Source organism: Lysinibacter cavernae, assembly GCF_011758565.1.
Lineage (GTDB): Bacteria > Actinomycetota > Actinomycetes > Actinomycetales > Microbacteriaceae > Lysinibacter > Lysinibacter cavernae.
In genome coordinates, this window is record NZ_JAAMOX010000001.1 from 1,532,317 (window position 1) to 1,552,130 (window position 19,814).

17 protein-coding genes and 1 tRNA gene are annotated in these 19,814 nt (G+C 58.5%); 3 read left to right on the forward strand and 15 right to left on the reverse strand.

The features are described 5' to 3' along the window. Positions 1-55 precede the first annotated feature (55 nt). From FHX76_RS06895 to FHX76_RS06940, 10 genes are all read right to left on the reverse strand, one after another. Entirely contained in the window at positions 56-676 is a 621-nt protein-coding gene (locus tag FHX76_RS06895) for a hypothetical protein (RefSeq protein ID WP_167149194.1), read from the reverse strand. Beyond that, a complete protein-coding gene (locus FHX76_RS06900) occupies positions 661-960 on the reverse strand; it encodes an ATP synthase subunit epsilon domain-containing protein (RefSeq protein WP_167149197.1) in 300 nt (99 codons plus the stop codon). The genes FHX76_RS06895 and FHX76_RS06900 overlap by 16 nt, the downstream gene beginning before the upstream one ends. Further along, complete coding sequence (gene atpD, locus FHX76_RS06905) at positions 957-2,354, reverse strand: F0F1 ATP synthase subunit beta (protein ID WP_167149199.1); 1,398 nt, start codon at positions 2,352-2,354, stop codon at positions 957-959. The genes FHX76_RS06900 and atpD overlap by 4 nt, the downstream gene beginning before the upstream one ends. Beyond that, positions 2,341-3,246, reverse strand: coding sequence for a F0F1 ATP synthase subunit gamma (locus tag FHX76_RS06910; protein ID WP_167149201.1), 906 nt, complete (start codon positions 3,244-3,246; stop codon positions 2,341-2,343). The genes atpD and FHX76_RS06910 overlap by 14 nt, the downstream gene beginning before the upstream one ends. Continuing rightward, positions 3,243-4,745 (reverse strand): F0F1 ATP synthase subunit alpha, encoded by a 1,503-nt coding sequence (locus FHX76_RS06915; RefSeq protein ID WP_167149204.1) that lies wholly within the window; start codon positions 4,743-4,745, stop codon positions 3,243-3,245. The genes FHX76_RS06910 and FHX76_RS06915 overlap by 4 nt, the downstream gene beginning before the upstream one ends. Continuing rightward, positions 4,742-5,782, reverse strand: coding sequence for a hypothetical protein (locus FHX76_RS06920; RefSeq protein WP_167149205.1), 1,041 nt, complete (start codon positions 5,780-5,782; stop codon positions 4,742-4,744). Before FHX76_RS06920 ends, FHX76_RS06915 begins: the two co-directional genes overlap by 4 nt. 36 nt (positions 5,783-5,818) lie before the next feature. Next, positions 5,819-6,064 (reverse strand): ATP synthase subunit c family protein, encoded by a 246-nt coding sequence (locus FHX76_RS06925; protein WP_167149207.1) that lies wholly within the window; start codon positions 6,062-6,064, stop codon positions 5,819-5,821. Positions 6,065-6,069: 5 nt separating this feature from the next. Next, positions 6,070-8,271 (reverse strand): hypothetical protein, encoded by a 2,202-nt coding sequence (locus tag FHX76_RS06930; RefSeq protein WP_167149209.1) that lies wholly within the window; start codon positions 8,269-8,271, stop codon positions 6,070-6,072. Beyond that, positions 8,268-14,066, reverse strand: a complete 5,799-nt coding sequence (locus FHX76_RS06935; RefSeq protein WP_167149211.1) for a hypothetical protein — start codon at positions 14,064-14,066, stop codon at positions 8,268-8,270. Before FHX76_RS06935 ends, FHX76_RS06930 begins: the two co-directional genes overlap by 4 nt. A 380-nt stretch (positions 14,067-14,446) precedes the next feature. Beyond that, complete coding sequence (locus FHX76_RS06940) at positions 14,447-15,472, reverse strand: FKBP-type peptidyl-prolyl cis-trans isomerase (protein WP_167149213.1); 1,026 nt, start codon at positions 15,470-15,472, stop codon at positions 14,447-14,449. A gap of 202 nt (positions 15,473-15,674) precedes the next feature. Between FHX76_RS06940 and FHX76_RS06945 the strand changes: the two genes are divergently transcribed. Beyond that, on the forward strand, positions 15,675-15,929 hold the full coding sequence (locus tag FHX76_RS06945) for a hypothetical protein (RefSeq protein ID WP_167149215.1): 255 nt from the start codon (positions 15,675-15,677) through the stop codon (positions 15,927-15,929). Between the two features lie 178 nt (positions 15,930-16,107). Here FHX76_RS06945 and FHX76_RS06950 read toward each other — a convergent pair whose 3' ends face one another. Both FHX76_RS06950 and FHX76_RS16540 read right to left on the reverse strand, forming a co-directional pair. Continuing rightward, complete coding sequence (locus FHX76_RS06950) at positions 16,108-16,575, reverse strand: hypothetical protein (RefSeq protein ID WP_167149217.1); 468 nt, start codon at positions 16,573-16,575, stop codon at positions 16,108-16,110. 371 nt (positions 16,576-16,946) lie between these two features. After that, on the reverse strand, positions 16,947-17,081 hold the full coding sequence (locus FHX76_RS16540; protein WP_279587605.1) for a hypothetical protein: 135 nt from the start codon (positions 17,079-17,081) through the stop codon (positions 16,947-16,949). 44 nt (positions 17,082-17,125) lie between these two features. Between FHX76_RS16540 and FHX76_RS06955 the strand changes: the two genes are divergently transcribed. Beyond that, complete coding sequence (locus FHX76_RS06955; RefSeq protein ID WP_167149219.1) at positions 17,126-17,512, forward strand: hypothetical protein; 387 nt, start codon at positions 17,126-17,128, stop codon at positions 17,510-17,512. Positions 17,513-17,573: 61 nt separating this feature from the next. Here the strand turns inward: FHX76_RS06955 and FHX76_RS16545 are convergent, their stop codons facing one another. The 3 genes from FHX76_RS16545 to FHX76_RS06970 form a co-directional block, all read right to left on the reverse strand. Beyond that, positions 17,574-18,191, reverse strand: a complete 618-nt coding sequence (locus FHX76_RS16545; RefSeq protein ID WP_341777917.1) for a DUF4145 domain-containing protein — start codon at positions 18,189-18,191, stop codon at positions 17,574-17,576. Between the two features lie 346 nt (positions 18,192-18,537). Continuing rightward, positions 18,538-18,610, reverse strand: a tRNA-Lys gene (locus FHX76_RS06965). Positions 18,611-18,704: 94 nt separating this feature from the next. Then, positions 18,705-18,857 (reverse strand): hypothetical protein, encoded by a 153-nt coding sequence (locus tag FHX76_RS06970; protein ID WP_167149224.1) that lies wholly within the window; start codon positions 18,855-18,857, stop codon positions 18,705-18,707. Between the two features lie 102 nt (positions 18,858-18,959). On the opposite strand from FHX76_RS06970, the gene FHX76_RS06975 reads away from it, so the two are divergent. Then, entirely contained in the window at positions 18,960-19,775 is an 816-nt protein-coding gene (locus FHX76_RS06975) for an inositol monophosphatase family protein (RefSeq protein ID WP_167149226.1), read from the forward strand. Positions 19,776-19,814 lie beyond the last annotated feature (39 nt).

Below are 19,814 nucleotides of genomic sequence, written 5' to 3' on the forward strand. Positions count from 1 at the left end.
CAAAAAGATTCCAGCCGTCATTAATATTGCGGCAAACTAATATTTGCGTAGAGTTTTAGCCGTTGCGCGGGGCAGCGGTCTCCCGCGAAACAATCGTGATACCGGCAGAGCGACGTGAGGTCTGCACCCGAAGCTGCTGCTGCAACAGCCAAGCCACGAGCATTGAACACAGCGCAGAAACCGCTATACAGCCGACCAGCCACAGGGGCCACAGCGAACGCGACTCAGTATAGGGTTCAACCAGGAGTAGCCCAAGCCACCCAATACCGAGCACCAGGCCAAGGTGGAGCATCGCAAAGCCAACCGCCCTGAGCAACCCGAGCGGACTTCCGCGTCCTCGTCCAGAACGCGCCGCCCCAAACGCTGCACCCCAGCACACCATAAGCGCAAGAACGAGGTAGCTTACGACCCCGGCCTCGGCGGTCATCAACAACGCACCCCCGTAGCCAAAAGTCACCGCCCCAAACATCGCGATCGAAGCGAGTAATCGGCCATCCCTTGGGAGCAACCGAGACTCACTCAAGCGCTGTGCCGCAAGGAGTCCCGCCCGATTTGACCGTTTATGGAGTCGCTGAACGACAAAAACCACAACAAGCACGATTGCAGCAGCGGCCACAGCCGCGGTCACGGGCACGAGGAGCTGCACCCAGTAGTTCAGGATCATACGTCCTGCCAAATGCCGCGCATTCTGGCGGCGAAGGCATCCATGCTCTCCTCGCTTGAGCCGGCCGACTCCGCAAGCACAGTCGCCTGTCCACCCGCCACGTGCACGTATCCAGATGCCGCAAACAGCGGCTCAGCATCACCCGACAGCATCGTAATGCGCGTGACGTCAAAGAACCCAAGGTAGTCGCCGTGGCGTTGGAGGATCGTGCGCCTTCCGGTGTTTGTATCGATCACAAATCCCTCGATGTCACCAGAAAATTGGAGCCCTGCCGGGGTAAACACCTGCAGCATCATGCGGCTACATACTTTCGCACGAGTGCATCAAGATCGGTCACGTAGAGGAACTCTTGCTCGGATGCCTTATCGAACGCGCCATCAAGAATCAGTTCGGCCTCGTTGAGTGAGCGCTCAAGCTGCGCGTAGTGCCCCTTACGCCCGGTGAACTTCTCCGAAACACCAAAGGACTGCGAGAAATAGTTGCGGAGCTTTCGCGCGCGGTTCGCGATGTTGCGGTCGTCAATTCCGAGTTCCTCAACTCCGAGCACGCTGATGACTTCCTGCAGTTCGATGTAGCGCTGGAGGGTGAAGCGGATACGCGTCGCGATGTCGTAGTGGCGCTGGCCAACAATCGACGGGGTGAGCGCGCTCGACGATGACGCAATCGGGCTGATGGCGGGAAAGATGCCGGTTGAGGCGATCTTGCGCTCAAGCACGATGGTCGAGTCGAGGTGCCCAAACGTCGCGACAGCCGAAGGGTCGTTGATGTCGTCTGCGGGGAGAAAAACGGCCTGGATCGACGTGATTGCGGCGTCCTTTGTCGAGGCGATGCGCTCTTGAAACGCTGAAACCTCTTTGACAAGGGTCGGCTGGTACCCGCCAACAATCGGTGTTTTACCAAGGAGGGCGGAAACCTCTGCGCCGGCCTGGATGAAGCGGAACACATTGTCAACAAAGAACAACACGTCGCGCTTTTTGACGTCACGGAAGTACTCGGCCATGGCAAGTCCTGCCTGACCGGCGCGCATACGAGCGCCAGGAGCCTCATTCATCTGACCAAGAACAACGGCCGTGTTTGGCAGCACGCCGCTCTCCTCAAGCTCGTGGTACATGGCGTTACCCTCGCGGACGCGTTCCCCAACACCGGCAAACACCGAGAATCCACCCATCACACCGATATTGGCGATGAGCTCCTGCATAAGCACAGATTTTCCGACGCCGGCCCCACCAAAAAGGCCAGTCTTTCCGCCCCTGATGATAGGGCACATGAGGTCGATAACGCGCACTCCCGTTGCAAGGATGACCTGCTCGTCGGCGAGGTCGTCAAAGGCAGGAGGGTCGGCAAGGACAGGGCGGTAGCCCTCGGGCTCGATGGGCCCCCGCCCATCGATCGGCTGCCCATACACGTTCATCATTCGCCCGAGGACGGCTTCGCCAACGGGCACTTCAAGGGGCCTTCCCGTGTTTCGCACCTTGGCGCCGCGGGCAAGTCCGCTGACCTCGCCAATGGTGATGGCCTTGATCGTGCCAACGCCGGTGTGCTGCGCGACCTCGGCAAGATACGTTCCCTGGTGGGTGGTGTACTCAAGCGCGATGCCAATGTCGGGCAGGCTGTTCTCGTCAAACTCAATATCAAGAACAAAGCCGTTGACGGCAAGCACAATTCCAATTGCGCGACTACCTAATTCCATGCTGTTTTCCCTGCCTACTGGCGCGCGCGCCGTTCACAATGTCAATAAGTTCGTTCGTTTGCTGATCCATGAGCGCGCGCCGCCTGAGGGCAACGGTCTCGGTCAGCCTGTCGGTAATGCCCTTTTGAGCAGCCTTCATTGCGATGCGCCTTGCCCCAAACTCGCTCGCAACCGCGTACCGAAGGAGGCTATAGAGGATGCCCGTGAGATAGTTCTCAAGCAGCAACGACTCAATTTCTTCCGTCTGCTCGTCAAAATCCACAACCCCGCGAAGCTCTGAGAGCTCGGTTGGGGTGGTCTCCGGATACGGGATACTCGGAAAGATCTCCGTCGAGCGTGTCTGCGAATGCATCGCGTCGAGGTAGTGCGTCGAGACCACAACGATGCGTTTGAGTTCGCCGGCCTTCGCCTCGGTCAACAGGTTGCGGGCAATGAAGGCCGCATCCTCGACGGAGATCGTCTCGAGCGAGTCGTTGAGGGTCCGGTGCGGCGCACGATTGGAGCGTTCGAGGTACTGGGCGCCCTTTTCTCCAACGGCAACAAATCGCACGCGTTCGTCCTCTGGCAACGCATCCATGAAATCTTCGAGTTCCCGGTACACGGCCTGGTTATACGAGCCGCACATTCCCCGGTTCGAGGTCATAAGCAGCACAACCGTGACGCCAGGTACTTCTGGTCCCTTCGCCCATCGTGCGAGGCTAATCTCCTCCGACTGCAGGATGGCCTGCATCGAGCGGAGGATGGTGGTGTAATACCCAACCGCCGCATCCGCCTGGTCACGAAGCTTGCCCAGTTTGCCGAGCGTCGAGAGCTCGGTAACCCGAACGATTTTCTTGGTGGTACTCAGGCTCGCAATGCTGCGGTCAAGATCGGCGAGGTCGGCGCTACTCACTGTTTCACCACAGAACGGCCCTCTACAGCCTGCGCGAAGAGCTTGCTGATGTAGTTCAGGTCGTTGGTCGTCAGCTCGGTCTTCGCCTCAAGCGTCGAGGCAAACACCGCGAAGCTCTCGCTTGCGGACGCGTTAGCCAGCAGCGACATCTTCACCGGATAGACGGCGTCGGTATCGAGGGTGTGGAAACTACCGTCCTGATACAACGACAGCAGCATGACCAGCTGGGCGAGGGTGCACGGCATGAGTTCTGGATGCCTGAGCACCTCAAGCAATACCGTGCCATCAGACACAATCTTCTGACTCTCAGCATCAATCGCGTTGTCAAAGGCCAAGAACTCTTGCAGCTCATGGTACTGGGCGAGGGTGAACGACAGCCCTCTGCTCAGGTTTCTCACCAGCGGGTGCTGTGCCGAGCCGCCAACGCGGGAAACGGAAAGCCCGGTATCCACTGCGGGCAGCTGCCCCTTGTTGACGTGTTCGGTGCGCAAGAAAATCTGACCGTCGGTGATCGAGATGATGTTGGTCGGGATGTATGAGGTGATGTCATCCGAAAGTGTCTGCACAACGGGAAGGGCCGTGATCGAGCCGCCGCCGGCATCCGCGCCCATCTGCACCGCCCGCTCGAGCAGGCTCGAGTGGATGTAGAAGATATCGCCTGGGTACGCTTCACGCCCTGGCGGGCGGTTGAAGAGCATCGACAGCGCCCGGTACGTTTCGGCGTGGCGGGTGAGGTCGTCAAAGATCACCACAACATCTTTGCCCTGATCACGCCATGACTCGGCGAGGGCCATACCAGCATACGGCGCGAGGTACTGGGCGGTCAGGCTGCTGCTGGCCGGCGCGCTGAGAATCGTGGTGTAATGCCTGGTGCCCTGGTCAGCGAGGACGTGAGCGAGATGCGCGACCTGCGAAACCTTCTGGCCGATGGCCACGTAGATACAGACCGTGTCCTGGCCTGCCTGGCTCAGGATGGTGTCGATGCCGATCTGGCTTTTTCCGGTTCTGCGGTCACCAAGGATGAGCTGGCGTTGCCCACGACCGACGGGTGTGAGCGCGTCGATAACTGGCTGTCCGGTCATCATGGGACGGTTCACGTCTCCGAGGCGGATAATGTCGGGAACCACGTTAAAGAGCGGGCTGAGTCCACCATCGTGGCCCTCCGTCGAAAGCCAGTCTTCAGGGCTCAACACTCGTCCAAGCACGTGATTTCCTGTAGCGACCGACGCGATCGCGTGGCTCCGTGTCACCTCCATACCCTCGTGGATGTTTGTCGTCTCGACAAGCACGCCAAGCCCAACGAGTTCCTCACCGAGACTCAGCACGATGGCGCGGTAGGTACCGTGAATCACAACGACTTCGTGCAGCTGAACGTTGGAGAGTCCAGAGCAGTAGAGCACACCGTCGGAAACCTGCTCAACGCGGCCGTTATCGCGAAGGTATTCAAGGTCGAGCGGCCGACCAAACTTTTCGATATTAAACGTGACGTTCTGACTCATGAGGCTTTCCTCGCTACTGATTCCACAAAATATTCTTCAATGAGCTGGCGGTACGAGAAATCAATCTCCGAGTACACGCTTTGCACTTTGACGCCGCCGATCATGTCTCGATCAATCCGGATGTCTACGTGCTGTCCGCTCGCATTCTCAACCCACAGGGAGCGGGCGAGGGCTGCGGCCTCCTGATCGGCCACAATAACGTCAACAGCCGGAGCCTTCCGCTGAATCGCATAACACTCGATAAAGCGCGAGTGAAGGGCGGTGAGCGTCCGAAACGAGTACTGACGCGTCATGGTAAACGCGATGAAGTCGGCAAAGCCGTCGATGGTCGCGGTAAAGAATCCCCCGAGCCACAGCTGCTCCATCCGGCGAACCGGATCGTGATGTTGGGCGAAGACCGTCCTGCCAGCGGCCGTCCCTGAAAGCTGAGCCATAAAACGATCAAAGTCGCGCTTAAAGCGGTCAAGCTCGATCCCGGTGTAGAGGTCAAGCACGTTCATGATCTCGACAAACGGCAGCGCACGTCGTGAGGCTGCCCGCTCCTGCAGATAAAGGAACTCGGCTTGGGCTCGACGGTGCAGTGTTGGCTCATGCAGGGAGCGATCGCCGAGAACCGTGTCGAACACGCCGACGGCGGTGGAAAACGGAACCTGGCGTTCATAGAGCGGCTGAGGCTTCTCGTCGTCACGGTTCGCCTGAACCAGAATCTCAACCGGCTCTGCGACCGCGATGCGATGACGAGTTGCGGCCTGTTCGAGCAGAGAAATGCGAAGGAGCGCCCCCTCAAGCGCGTCGGTTCGCCGGTCGAGCAGTTGCTCAAGAGTCTCCTGCTGTGCTTCAAGCTCGGTGACTCGTTCGGCAGACGCGCGCCGCTGGGCATTCATGTAGGCGAGTTCGTGCCTTGCATCATATGCCGAGAGTTTGATCACCCGCGAAAAGAGTCTCGCGAGCACCGCGCGGAGCGATCGAACGGCCACAACGGCCGCCATGATGACAACAAACCACACCGAGAACGCAAACAGAATCGTTGCGATCATGCGCTGCCCTCTCCCCTAGAAATGTGTGTGGGCATGTTAGCGAACGAAGGGGTTGATGTAGATGAGGATAACGGCAAGCACAAGGGCGAAGAGAATGAGCACAACCATGGTGAGCACTCCCACCATGAGCATTGACACAATCTCAGGCTTTGCGTTTGGGTTCTTGCCGATTGCCTCTGTCGCTCGACTTACCGCGATGCCCTGCCCGATGCAGGCCCCAAGCACGGCAAGCCCAACAACGAGGGCAGCGCCCATGACGCTCAGTCCGACTACAAGATCCATAAGTGTTAGTTTCCTTTTTCTGTGTTGGTATAAAGCACGGGAACGTTCGTGCGGACGAGCGCCGCACGAACGTCATAATTCTTGAGGACGCTCTCGGAAACGGTGAAGGTCGCCACGGAGGCACCCGCTTCGTCGAGGACAAGCGTGGACTGCCCGAGGGTGACCCAGGCAGGGATGTTTCCGCCGAGATTCACCTGCAGACTCACGCTGGCTGCCGCGTCAAGGGCGTCGCCAGAGTAACGGTAGGTCAGCGTGTGGGTCGTCACCGAGGAATCCGGCGTCGGTTCGTTTACGCCGACGTCACTCAGGGTGGCAACGGGAACTGGCACAACCTGTCCGTCCGCTTTTGCCGAGACTTCCCTTCGCTCACCGGTCTCTGGGTTTTCGGTCTGAAGGACAACAGTGACAAGGAGCGGCGCATCCTCGGTATCAACGTTTGTGGAAACGCGCAGCGTGCCATCGTCAGCGGTCGTGACGGTTGACGGAACGAGTGTGCGTTGTGAGGCTGTTCGTACCTCCGCGTTGGTGTCGGTGACCACAAACTCGTCAGACTGCCAGTTGTAGGCAAGCGCCATGACGCCATCAGTGAGCGGGGTAACGCTCACACCCGAGAGCTTCACTGCCGGCTGAGTACGGTACTTTGCCGATTGGTTGAGCTCAAGCTGAGATCCGTTCTCGAGTGTGACCACAAGCTGCACCCGATACAGGGTGTCGGGCCTCAGCCCGGTCAACAGCGCCGACTCGCCCGTCGTGCCGAGGTTGGCAACTCCGGTGGCCACGGTTGCGACGGGCGCGCCGGAACCGTTTGCCTCGGTGACACGGAGTTCAGCACGACGTGCGCCCGAAACGACAGCATCCGTCACCCCGTTGACCGTCAGGGTTGTCGAGGTTGATCCCTGAAGCCAATACAGGGCGTAGGCGCTCTGAGTGGTAAACGTTGCCGCGGGTGCCGTCAGCGAGCGGATACCCTCACCATCGCGCAAATCAAACGAATACGAGACCGAGGCCGTGTATTCGGTATCTGGCGAAAGCCCGGTGAGTGTGTACCGCGTCTGGCCAACGTGGATGAAACTCTCGGCAGCGACCGCGCCGCCGGCATCCACAATGGTCACCTTTGGCATACCAACGAGGGCGTTATTCAGGTCGATGACCGTCAACCCGAAGTCGGCGGACGTTACTCCCGGCGCAATGCCGTTCTGGGCGACCTGAGGGATCGCAACCGTCAACGACGCGTTCAGGTCGGCAACGAGCTTCGCAAACTCATCGCTTGAGGTGAGATCGGTCAGCGCGTCGAGTTGTTCCGCGAGCTCCTCGAGCTGTTGTTTCCTCGCGGCCTCGGCTGCCGCATCCGCCGCAGAATCGCCGGTTTCCGATCCGCCTTCGCCGGCGCCAGACCCACCGTCGCCCGAACCTGCCCCCGCTGGCGGCGTCGCGGACGGGCTTGGGGTAGCCGTGGGAGTCGGTGTTGGCGAGGGGGATTCCGTCGGAGTTGCTTCCGTCGGGGTCGGGGTCGGCGTTGGCGTCTCGGCCCAATCGTTGTCGCTGCCGCCCTCCTTGGCAAGGTCAATGACTAGATCGTCGTAGGTCATCGTCTCGGCGCTGGCGTCGAGCACAACGCCCTCGCTCGCTTTGAGCGTGACGTGGCCGATGTAGAGCTTCTTGCGCTGATCGCTCGAGATCGTAACGCTTCCCGTGCGGTCAATGAGCACGAGCGGGTTATTCACCCGGTCAACAACCTCGTCGTCGACCAACACGTCGGCTTCTGCAGCGAAGAAGTATTTGCGCATGCCAATTTTGGCAACCTCATCCGCCTCAATCGAGTCACTGCCTGCAGCAAAGCTGTGCTCGCCCGATTTGCTGAACGCCTCGCGAGCCGGAAGCGTGCTGATGTTGCCGGTGGTATCAAATTTGGTCGCGTCCTCCGTGAACAGCAGGCCGCCGTCGTCGAAGGTCAGCATGCTGTCTGCGGCAAGCTCCCCAACCGAATCCGCCTCGGTCTGGTTGAGCAGTTGTTTGCTCTCCCAGTTGCGGTAGAGCTCGTCGGATTTGGCAAACTGGAGCGTGTTATTGCGCGCGTCAAGCACGGTTCCCGCTGAGGGAAGCTCAACGGCATCCAACCGCACCGACTGGTTGGTGCCCCAAACGGCAACGCCAACCACGGCGAGCAGTACGACGCCAAGCATCGAGACAATCAGCTTCACCTTCATTTGGCGGTTTCCTCACTGGTCAGGCCGTATACGGTCTGGGCTTGCTTATTCTTGGTGCTGACGACCGAGATCGTTGCGTTCTTGAGGTCGGCAGAAATGGTTACACCATCCGCGAGTTCTGCGGCCGTGACGGTTGTGCGCTGTACTCGGTCGGCGCCAAAGGCCTCGCCGATCGAATCGAAGAAGTCGCTGCTCGTTGGCGTCACGACCACCTCAAACGATTCGTCAGCGTTGGCACCAGCAGGGCGAGTGAGCACAACCGTCTGCGCGCCAGCGTTGACGTCCGCATAGAGCGCCTGGGAGGGGTCGGCAACGGCGCTGGTCGCCAGCACCTCGCCATCCTTCGTCGTTGCTTCAACGCTGAGCATGATGTCGCTGGATGCCGCCGAAAGCTCAACCGAATCGTTCGGTTCCGTCGTGACCGAGTCGAGTTCGACCCCTGCCGCGTTTCGCAGGGTGAACGTAACGTCTGCGTCGGCATCCGCAAGCGCTGAAGCATCAACCGTCACGTCTCCCCCGTCCACGCTCATTGCCATCCGCAGCAGGGAAGCCTGATGCATCATCATGAAGGTCTGAGCCGAGTAGGTGCGAGTCGTGGTCGTCCCGTTCACGGTGTAGGAGATCACGATGTCCGCGTAGTACACGCCGGTATCAAATCCTGCGGTCGGGAACGAGGTTGCGATCGAGCCGGGGTTGGCCGTCGGAACGGTTACCGGCTTCGTCTGCACGATGACGTCCGACTGGCTCGACGTTCCGTAGTTGCTGATCTTGTGCAGCACAACGTTGATCGAGTTGATGCTGCTCGATCCCTTCGAGATACCACTCATCGACACGTTGAACTGTGTGCCGTCGTGGCTAATCAGCGGGCTGTTGGCGGTCACATACTCGTCAAACGTCGTGAAGCTCGCCGTGATTGGCCACGGAGCCGGTCCGGCACCAGTGAGGTTGTCGTAGGTCCCTGTTACCGTCATTTTGTAATTCGTGTTCGGTGACAGGTTGTCAAACGTCGTCGATGGCCAGCTGCCGCTCGAACCGTTGATGCTGAACGATCCGGAGGCCACCGTTGTGTTCGAGGCAATCTCAACGAGCGTGTAGGTGAAGTTCTTCGTTGTCGCGCACGTGAGGTATCCGCTCGCGTCTGACATGGTGAAGCCGAGGTCGAGGCTCCGCGTTGTGGTTGCCGAGTTCACGATGGTTCCCGTTGCCGCAGCCACATTTGGAATGGCAAGCAGCTTGGCATTTGCCAAGAACCGGGGCGCGGTTGGGATGCTCGTCTTCATATACGCGGCGACAATGTAGGTCTTGCCCGCAACGTATTTGAACGTAGCGCCATCCTTCATGGCCATGGCAAACGAGGTGTTGGTCGAGCTGTAGGTAGCAACCGGCGTGAGGGCGGCGAGAGCCGTTTCAGTGGCTGCGAGGTCAGTGCCGATCACGAAGCCGGTCGGCTGCTGGTACCAGACGTAGTCGATCCCGGTCAGCACGTGAGACAGGTCCGTGTAACTCACGGTGGCCTGCGTCGAGCGTGGCACGGTCGCGCTACAGCTGAGGTTCCAGTTGTAGGCCGTGCTCGTCATGGCTGGCATCGCGAGCAGGGTCGTGAACGGTTGCTCAGCAAACACGGCATCTACCGTGCCAGCACCGGCGAGCAAGTCGTATTGCCCCTCGATCTTCAGCGTGTACGTCACGTTTGGCGAGAGCGATCCCATTGCCTGGCCGAGTGTTGGCAGCTGCGACAGCTTGACCGAGCCGACCTTGACGTTGAGCGGGCTGTAGATATTGACGTACAGCTCTGGCTTCGTGAGGCCAGCCCCACGAAGCAGCACGTTGTCTGGGTCAGAACCAAGCACATCAAGTTTGATGCTCTGGTCGTAGATCTCAAGGTTCGCAATGGATGCGGTCGGCACGGTCAGCGCCGGAGTCACGATGGGCTGTGGCTCAAGGATGCTCTCGGTGGTTTTTACGCCGTACACCATGAGTTGGGTCGCCGTTGCTGCAGAGCCAACAGCGTTTGAGCCGCTCGCAGTGATACTGATGAACTGCGACCCAAACTGCAGGGCGTAGGTACCGTTTGGCTGGTGGATGAGGTTGAACACTCCGGCCACGTCGCTGTTGTCAACGAGACGCCCAACGTAGTTCAGCTTGGTGCCGGTAACGGCGTTGGAGAATTGAACCCCGTTAATATCGCCGGTCTGGCTGTTGTACGTTCCTCCCGTCATGGAGTACGCGGCCGCAGCTGCCGGCACCGTCGACAGCGAGTTGACGCCGTTAACGCTCGTGACCGAGGCATTTGCCGCAGGAGCACGCAAGTACACCATGCCGTCGGAGGACGAGGTGTTGAACGTGTTGGTCACCGAGCTGACGGATGATTTCATCGCGAGGTTGAGGTTCTGGTCCATGAGCAGGTCGCCAACGGGAAGGGCAACCGTGAACGGCGAAACCGTTGCGGTTCCCGACGTGGAACGCTGGAATGACGTCGCTGCCTCGCCAACACGCGAGCCCGTGTAGGTCGCGAGTAGCGCGTTGCCTGCGGTCCCGGAGGTCAGGCTTGGCGTCACAAGAAGCGAACGGGTTGCGTGGTCGTAAGCGAGTGTCGCCTGCCCGGTTGCGGCATCCAACGTTGGCTCGAGCACACTCGTCATGAGCGTCTGAGCGGCGGGCGTCTCGCCTGCAACCAGACGGTACGAGGCCGCGGTTGTGACGGTCTGAGTTGTGCCCTGGTTCGGGATCGTCACGGTGTTGTTGCCAACGGTGAGCGCGACGTCGCCCGTTCCGTGCGTCAGTTTCAGCGTACCGTCGATCAGGCTGCTGTCTGGATCGCGGACAACCACTCGCATGGTGGTGCCGGACGCATCCTTCGAGACAAAGTAGTACGTCGCGTCCGCAACAGCCTTGTTCACGGTCAGGGTTTGACCAACATGGGACACCGTGTGATCGGCGTAGTTGTCGTTCCACATGACGGTGGCCGTGATGACATACTGCCGTCCTCGACCCAGTTCATCAGCGAGCACATCGAAGCTCACGCTTTCCTTGAACTTGGTCAGTTCGGTGACCGTCTTGCTGGTCAGCGTCACGGTCGGGTCGGCAACGTCCGCAACCGTATACACGATCGAGGTGATGGCACGATCGGTATCAACAAGGTCGGTTCCCGCGTTGAGGTTGACCTTTGCGCTCAGCGAGTTTGCGCTTTCGCTGTAGGAACTTTCGAGCCGTTCGGTCACTGGGTCGCGCTTCTTGGTCACGAAGCTCAGCGAGCCCTGAACAGGTACGGCGTTACTTCCCGTGTCAACGGCTTCAACCAGTTGCACAACGTAATTGGTATTTGACTGCAGGCCGGTCAGATCAAACGCACCAAAGTTTGGTGTCACGATGCCGGAGAGCGACGGGCTCAGATCGATGAGGTCGCCAACCTGCTGCAGGTCGCTTTGACGGTACACACGAAGTTTGGCACCGGCGAGCACTGACGCGTTTTCAGAAAGCTGCACCGTCACCGATGCCGCGTCGAGACCAGCCTGGTTCAACAGGATCGTCGCTTGGACTGTCTCCACATCGGTAGTCATGAAGATGTCGGACGTGGCAATGACCTGGTCCTTCACAGCGCCCTGGCCAATGTTGTACGACGCGACGGTCACAACTCGATACTTCGTCTGCTTGGTCAGGCCAGCAAAATTCAACTGGCCAGACTGGATGGTTGCTGCCGTGGTGAGATCAACCTGCTGCAGCGGTTCCCCTGTTGGGTTACCCGCAGAGTCGAGGGCATACAGGAACATCACCGGGTGGGTAAAGGTGTCGTTGATGAGCGTGTTGTCAATATCGACCATTTGGTAGTTGATATTCAGCTGGGCCGCCGTGGCCGATTCGAGACTAAAGAATGCCTGCGGGAGCGCTTTTTCATCCATCTCGACGGCGTCGGAGGGAGCACTAATGATCTCAAAATCAGTATCACCGTCATTGCCGATGAGTACGGCAACAAAAACGTACGAGCCGTCACCCATTGTGCTGTTGAGCGGGGCGAGTGCCGCGCCAAACTTGTTTTCGGCGGATGCCGTTACCCGCGTAAGTTCAGTCGCATCCATGCCGTTTGTGGCAAAGTCACCGGCCTCGAAACCGAGATACCTGATTCGTTGGATCGTCTCAAACTCGTCGACGAGGTCAATTGGCTCAACGGCAAACGCACGGTCGTCAACGCTGTATTTTGCGTTGACCCCCGCAATCGTTGGCTGGGGTGCGATGGTGCGTTCGATCGTGTACCACTCCGGCAGCGCAGCGCTACGGCCCTCAAACGTGACCGCAGCGGGTTCGATGAGGTAAGAAGTCACCGGGAGCAGCCCGGTGAGGTTCAACCGGGTGCTGCCTGAGGCACGGAGCTGTGACACATCAACGTCGAGTGTTCCAAGGGATGGCTCGCCATCAATGTTCACCCGGTAGGTCAGGCTCAAGGAGCGAAGGTTCGCGAGGTCTCCCCGTGCACCAAGGTCAAGGGCCAGCTCATGAGCTGCACGCGAAACCAGCGCCGAGCTCAGCGTCAACGAGGTGATCTTCACCACCTGCTGGTGATACGTCGCCGAGGCGACCGTATTCGTGGCGTCTACGTAGGTCCCCAAGAGCACAACAGAGTAATCCGTGTCGTATTCGAGGTTGTCAGTGCTGAACCCGATCGCGCCGGTCGCAACACCAAGCCCGGTTGTGTAGGCAACCGTCCCGTCGGCAGCGGTTACCGTGAGGTTGAGCGACGCAAGGCGACCCTGCGGGTCGTTAATGGCTCCGTTGCCAACGATTGTACGACCGCTGACGGTGAGGCCGAGTGCAACCTCTGGCAGCACAGGGTTCTGGTTGGCAAGAGCTTCGTTCAGCGAGTCGATGATGTCTTGAACGTTTGCCGAGGTGTTCGGGTCTACCGTCGTGTCGGTGGAGGGTGTTGATGGGGCATCGTTGCCAGATGATCCGCCGGTTCCGGTTCCCGTCTCAGTGTTTGTGGTCACGCCGTCTGCGGTGGTGTCCCCTTGGGTCGATGGGCTGGCATCCTCTTCCTGAGTGGGTGTGGCCGACGGGGTTGGTGTAGCCGTTGCCTCGTCAGCCTTTGGCTTACGAGCAGTCGGGTCATCGTCAAAATCGACCATGATGTTTGCGAGGTCGACGTTTTGTTTCTCGTCAAGGCATGACAGCAACTCGTTGGTCAGCTCGATTGAGCAGCCGATGCTCTCAAGTGAAAGCACCATCGAATCGTTGACCAACTCGTCCATCTCGCCGCCATGAAAAATGCGGGCTTTCCCGTTGCCGTCAACCGAAACAACGGCGTTGCGCTCGATAGCCTTCTCAAATCCTTTGCCGTTGCTCAGCTGCGCGCTGTCAAGCACGAGGTATCGCCCTGCTGCGAGCTTGATAATCGCGCCAGCCGGCAGTGAAGCTGCGACGTCCGAGCCATCAAAATCGGTCGAAACGGAATAGTCGGGAGCGGCATCCGACACGTAGGACTTGCTGTCCAGCAGGCTGACGTCGTTGCCCCCAAGCACGGCGACGGCCTGGTTCAGCAGCTGAAACCGGTCGCCTTCGAACATGAGCAGCTTGCTGGAATCGAGTGGCTGGCGGCTCGACCCGTCAACGAGCAGAGGGGTCGTGTTATCGACGCGGTACTCACTCTCAGCAGAAAAGGCGAGCTGCGCAAAGTCTGCAGAAATGGTTGAGCCTGCGTGACGAATCGCATACGACTTGGTGAAGTCGAACACGAAGGAAGCCGCAAAAACCGCAGTAGCCACAAGACATACTGCAATTGCGAGTCCGTAAAACCGTCGCATAAAAATGTTCCCTATCGATAACGCGGAGCGATATTAGGGTTTCCTGGCGCGGAAAAAACACCCCAGAACTATCCCCACACCTTAAAAGACCTGGAAACAACAAAAAAGCAACGCTCAAATCAAAATTGGTCAAAAATCTTTTGGAGAGGGATGTTTTTGGGGTCAACAACGTCAGCGAATGTCTCCACGAGGCTCGGCCAGCTGGTTCACCGGCCTCACACAAACGACGGCGGTAAATCCTCCCTTTCTTCGCCAGAAGAGGGAGGATTTACCGCCGTCGATGATGTGTCGTTGGTGAGGAGTGAGCAGGTGGATGCTGCTACGCACGCCCACCAATCAGGGCGCGCTTTTCAGCGGGCTCTGTCAGGAACCCACTCGTCTCAGTTCGCTGGAGTCGCAGTTGCCTTATCTGCAGGGGTTGTGGCCAAGATATCGACCACAAAGGCGATGTTGCCGGTGCTGCCCTGTCCGTCAACTGCCTCGCCGTATCCGTCGGCCGGAGGGATAAGTGCAACAACCTGGGTGCCGACCTTCTGACCGACGAGGGCCTTCGTGAAGCCAGGAATCACCTTGGTCGTGAGGAAGCTGGTTGGGGCCCCTCGTGCCCAGCTCTCGTCAAAGATTTCACCGGTCTGCTGGTTAATGCCCTTGTAATGCACCGTGACGCAGTCACCTGCCGCAACGGTCGTGCCGTCACCTTCGATGGTGTTGGCCGATGCAAACTCGGTTGGTGAGGTGAAGTCCTTCGGGAAGGTGATCGTTGGCTGGCCATCTGAGCCCCGTGTGACCTCAGGGTAGTCAGAGGGCAGGTCTTTTTCCGTACCCTTCGCTGTCTTGAGCGCATCCTCTGGCACGAAGTCTGGAGCGCACGTCTCTGCTGATGCAGCAGGAGCCTCTGGGATCTCGATGGCATCGGCAACAACCACAACGCTGTCGGTTGGGGCGACATCTTTTTCAGGGTACCCGGCCTCCCCCGCGATCTCAGATGCCTCCATCGTTGAAACGGCACGGCTGCCGACGGGCATGCACTCAACCGTTGCCAGCCAGCCCTCCGAGACGCCAAGCTCGGCGTTCACTGGAAGCTGGATCAGCTCGGTGGCAACAAGATCGCCGGTCTTGCCGTTAAATACGGTGACCTGTGTACTGACGGTATCGCCGGAGACGATGATGTCGCCGTCGCCTTTGTCGAGGACGGTGCGCTGGATGCCCTCAACCGTGAGCGGGGTTTCGAATGTTGCCTTGACCTCTTTACCGAAGTCTCCCGTGACCTTGATTGAGTCACTCACGCTGCCCGTTGCCGGCACGGTGCAGTCGGCTTGTGCGGCTTCGTCGCCCGACGAAGAGGAGCATCCCATGAGCATAAGCGCGGCTGCGGTAAGGAGGACAGGGATTACGCGAAGCTTCATGAGTCTCGTTTCAATCGAGTATTTTGGGGCATCGTTACGATTACCGACAGCTTTTCGGGACATGTCCCGGTTGGTGATGCACGTACAAAGCCTATCGCTGACCGATGCACCGCGGGAGTTGAACCGGAAAACCACTGATAGCAAGTTTCCATTACTTTGGGATACCGCTGAATACCAGCGTGGGTCTGACTATAATCAAGCCATGAGCCAAAACATTCAAGCACAAAGCTACCCGCGCGTTGAGCAAGTCACAAAAGACAACATCTACGTCCAGCTACTTCTCCACATTGGTCTGGTTGGCATGGTCGTAGGCGGCATCCTCTTGGGCATTGGCCTGAATGAAGCGACGACTATTGCAGGAGCTCGCAGCTTGCTTCTCGGTCCGACACTTATTGGCATAGGCGCAACGAGTGTCCTCCTTTGGATCGCTGTCAAAGCGCTGCTGCACAAGAAATAGACTCCCAAAGCCGGCGCACATCAGAGATTCGTACGCGGCAAAGCCTCGCGCGCCCGCCCCTCGCCAGGTTGGGATGCGGACCGAGCAGAAAGCCGACGCCGCGGCACAGGTGGTTGATCAGGCCCTTGACGCCGGCACGACGTGCGGCGAGATTGGCCATACATGGGTAGCACTGAACTCATTTTCGGCGACGGAGCGCAAGGCCCCAAAACACAAGACCTGCTCCTCCTATTGCAAGCAACAGATACGTGACGCGCACATCGGCCGAGGTGTACTCGACGCTAAGTAGTCTCAGCGACATAATGGCCCCAATGCCGAGATACGTCGATCCGAGGGATAACATCACTGTCGCAATAACACGCGAGCGCCGCACCCCGGACAGACGCAGCCGAATCATTCCAACGATGGCAAGGCCAAGACCAGCAGCAACGACCAACGCGAATGGCCAAAGATGAGAGGCAACGGCACGTCCTGCAGTCAACCAGGGATGCTGGCTACGCATGATGTCGCCGTATGCGATATCGATTACGACACCGACAAGGCCCAAAGTCAGGAAACCAACTCCACCGAACACAACTGACCCAATCGAGACCAGCAGCTGCCCAAGCTTCGCACGCTTCTTCTGAACTTCTTGGGTACTGTTCACTCGACTCAAGTCGTTTAATTGAGAACGCATCGGATCAGAGTATCTTCGCCCTGCAGTGGAAGCCTGAGCGAGTCCCGAATCGGGCAAAATCCCGTTCCCTCGTGAACTCTTACCATAACGTCGTCGCTCCAGGCGATAACAGGTATCGCTCCATCGACCAGTTCGACGCCAGCCGCACCCAAAGCGGATATCTCCCTCGAACACAACTCAACCGGCCGCGACGACCGAGAAGTCACGACCGGTTGAGTGTTGGCTATCTCGGATGCATCGACTCCTCACGTCGCACCTCCCGTTATCCGCTGGGCCATTGTGAAATAGGCTGTCTGCGGTATATCCGAATTGACCATTGCCAGTCTCGAGGAATGCGCCACTCAGTTATGGTCCACGTCGGTAAAGTCAGTGGCCTCACCCCCGACCGCTTTTACTCCAATCAGGTCAATGCCGCTCTCGTCAGCGATGTGTGCGGTGATCACGAGTTCCAGATGGGCTTTGATCATGGGCCTCATGGCTCCCCCTCACTCGGCGCAAACCACACCGTTAGGCTTACGGCATGAACAAGAGCGAGTTTGTATATGCACTCTTGGCGGCACTCCCAGAGGCCACGGATGATCCTGAGAGCTGGTTCTATTACAAGGACAGCGAACCGCTGCCGTACATTGCGTTGGGCGACGCACGCAGTTGGATTGAGAAAAACGCCATTGAGATCACTTATTCGCCAGAGTTTCGGGTGGTAGTTCGTTCCGGCTTTGAAGATGCGTTCACGCGCTACTGGGCTTTTGTCGAGGATCAAGCCATAAAAGGTTTGTTCGACGCAGATGTTGACACACTGTTGTGCATCGAATGCTTCGAGCATTCGATGTGGGTAGACAAGGTCACGGAGTACTTGGGGCCGGTAACTGGGGAGCTCCTTTCCCGCTACCGGACTGCAGCGGGCTAATTCCTTCCTGAGTTAAACACGAAGAGCCCCGCATTATGGCGAGGCTCTTGGTGAAGTTCTTCTATCCCATTCGACGGTTCTTCAAGCGCGCCGCAATGGCTGGGCTCTGGAACACTTCGTTGAGGATCTGCTTCATGAGTTCAAGAACATCCTGAACGTCATCTGAATCCGGCAGGTCGTCCAGATCGCCGTGTGCCATGTCGTTTCCTAAGTGACGCACCTCGTGTGCCGCATCAGCAAGCACCGCCCTGATCAGACCAGCATCCTTCATTTTGTCTATCTTGGTGACAAGGTTCCCTGAGGTGATGCCGTTCGCCTTTGCTGCGGCTTCCACAACGGTTCGGGCCATGAGGATGGAAGCGACGTTGGCGTTGATGCTTGCTGTTGAGTATGCCTCACGTGCGGCCTTCGCAATGTGGGCAGGAACGTCAAGTATTTGAGGCGACTGTCCAGCCTTTGGCCACCATTGTGGTGACCCCGCTGAGTTATTGAAGTCAGACTCAAGGCCAGCGCCTGACCCTCGAGAGTCTTCAACTACACCTACGGAAAGGCGTTGGCAGTTGTCGCAGGTGCTAGCGACTTGAATTAGCTCTCTCTCGTTCGCATAGCTAGACCACCTATGGGTCATGTGGGTGTACGTCTCGCAGTAGCCGCAGATCGTTGATGCCATGGCTCTCATTGTGGCAGTAAAGACGCCCACGTCCACAGCCACCGCCTAAAGTCTGTGACTGATGCACTCAGCCGGGCGGCTATTGCGGCATACGAACTATTGCGGCGTGGTCTATTCGAATGCGCACTTGCGCAAACCATGCCCTTTCCTTTGTTCCTGAAAGTCTGTGCCTCAGTATCGCTTGAGGCTGAACTCCGACCAAGGCCTCTGGCCAAGCATAGTATGGGCTGGACGAGGATGACACACCCGAGCCATCCACTCTTTTGGCCTATAAGCCTCTTTGGGGACTACATCCCGTACTTGTCTCTAAAAATGACGAAAACCCCCTACCTGGCGAGAGGTAAGAGGCTTCGAGTGCACCCCCCGGGACTTGAACCCGGAACCCACTGATTAAGAGTCAGTTGCTCTGCCGATTGAGCTAGAGGTGCGTCGCTGTCTTTCGGACAACAGATAAGAGCTTATAGGAACTTGGAGCCGCACGCAAAACGAGGTCCGTTTTGCTGGCAAGCGCCACGCGAATGCCTAAAGAACAGAAGAAATTGCAGCACAGGCAACGGCAACAAGCACGCCGAGGAAGACCCCGCCGGCGATGCCAAAGAAGCCAGCGTGGCGGCGAAGATCGGACCGAGCCCGGCTGGACCCAGTTCGCCTCGTACCAATTGCAAAGTTCGTCATACCGAAACTCTATCCTGGCTTCACCGGAAAGTCACGCATCTCGGTGGGAACATACAGCAAATCCGCCAAAGCGTCCTCATTCTCTGACGCTAGGGTTAACCCGTGACCAAGCACCTACTGTCCGAAGACCTCGCCCTCGCCCTTGCGCTTGCCGCCGAAGCCGACATCATTTCGATGGAACGCTATCGGGCATCCGATCTCACCGTCGCAACCAAGCCAGACCGAAGCAATGTCACCGATGCCGATCAATCCGTTGAGCGAGCCATTCGCAGTCGATTACAGACAGAGCGACCCGGCGACAGCATCCTCGGCGAAGAGTATGGCGTCAGCGCAGCAAGCGATGCCTTTGAGACCAAGGACGGGAAACGGCAATGGGTTATCGACCCTATTGACGGAACCGCAAATTTCATGCGCGGCGTTCCCGGCTGGGCAACACTCATTTCACTTGAGGTAGATGGTGTCCCGCAGGTCGGCGTCGTGTCTTCTCCCTCATCCAACAAACGCTGGTGGGCAACCCGCGGCGGGGGCGCATGGATGAGCACGGCCGGCGGCCAAGCACAGCAACTCAGAGTCTCTGCCGTTGCGGAGCTCTCGGATGCCTGGCTCAGCTTCCAAAGCGTCATGCAGTGGGACGAAGCAGGCTATCTCCCCGAACTCATCAACCTCACAAGGGCCGTCTGGCGAGACAGGGCGTTTGGGGACTCATGGGCATACATGCTGCTTGCGGAGGGCCTCATCGACGTCGCAGGCGAATTTGATGTCAAGCCATACGATCTCTCCGCTGTCGTCACGATAGTCGAAGAGGCCGGCGGCCGGTTTAGCGGAATTAACGGCGAACCGGGCGCTTGGAATGGCAACTCGCTTGCCACGAATGGCCTCCTTCACGAGCAAGCACTCAGCATCCTCGCGCGCGACTAACCGCCACCCTCACCTCTCGCAAGAACCACCAGTACGGCG

Bases quoted from the DNA above. Each gene is read 5' to 3' on its own strand.
- FHX76_RS16540 (WP_279587605.1), bottom strand. From the start codon at position 17,081: ATGAGGCCCATGATCAAAGCCCATCTGGAACTCGTGATCACCGCACAC.
- FHX76_RS06955 (WP_167149219.1), top strand. From the start codon at position 17,126: ATGAACAAGAGCGAGTTTGTATATGCACTCTTGGCGGCACTCCCAGAG.
- FHX76_RS06915 (WP_167149204.1), bottom strand. From the start codon at position 4,745: ATGAGTCAGAACGTCACGTTTAATATCGAAAAGTTTGGTCGGCCGCTC.
- FHX76_RS06945 (WP_167149215.1), top strand. From the start codon at position 15,675: ATGAGCCAAAACATTCAAGCACAAAGCTACCCGCGCGTTGAGCAAGTC.
- FHX76_RS06970 (WP_167149224.1), bottom strand. From the start codon at position 18,857: ATGACGAACTTTGCAATTGGTACGAGGCGAACTGGGTCCAGCCGGGCT.
- atpD (WP_167149199.1), bottom strand. From the start codon at position 2,354: ATGGAATTAGGTAGTCGCGCAATTGGAATTGTGCTTGCCGTCAACGGC.
- FHX76_RS06900 (WP_167149197.1), bottom strand. From the start codon at position 960: ATGATGCTGCAGGTGTTTACCCCGGCAGGGCTCCAATTTTCTGGTGAC.
- FHX76_RS06930 (WP_167149209.1), bottom strand. From the start codon at position 8,271: ATGAAGGTGAAGCTGATTGTCTCGATGCTTGGCGTCGTACTGCTCGCC.
- FHX76_RS06920 (WP_167149205.1), bottom strand. From the start codon at position 5,782: ATGATCGCAACGATTCTGTTTGCGTTCTCGGTGTGGTTTGTTGTCATC.
- FHX76_RS06940 (WP_167149213.1), bottom strand. From the start codon at position 15,472: ATGAAGCTTCGCGTAATCCCTGTCCTCCTTACCGCAGCCGCGCTTATG.
- FHX76_RS16545 (WP_341777917.1), bottom strand. From the start codon at position 18,191: ATGAGAGCCATGGCATCAACGATCTGCGGCTACTGCGAGACGTACACC.
- FHX76_RS06925 (WP_167149207.1), bottom strand. From the start codon at position 6,064: ATGGATCTTGTAGTCGGACTGAGCGTCATGGGCGCTGCCCTCGTTGTT.
- FHX76_RS06935 (WP_167149211.1), bottom strand. From the start codon at position 14,066: ATGCGACGGTTTTACGGACTCGCAATTGCAGTATGTCTTGTGGCTACT.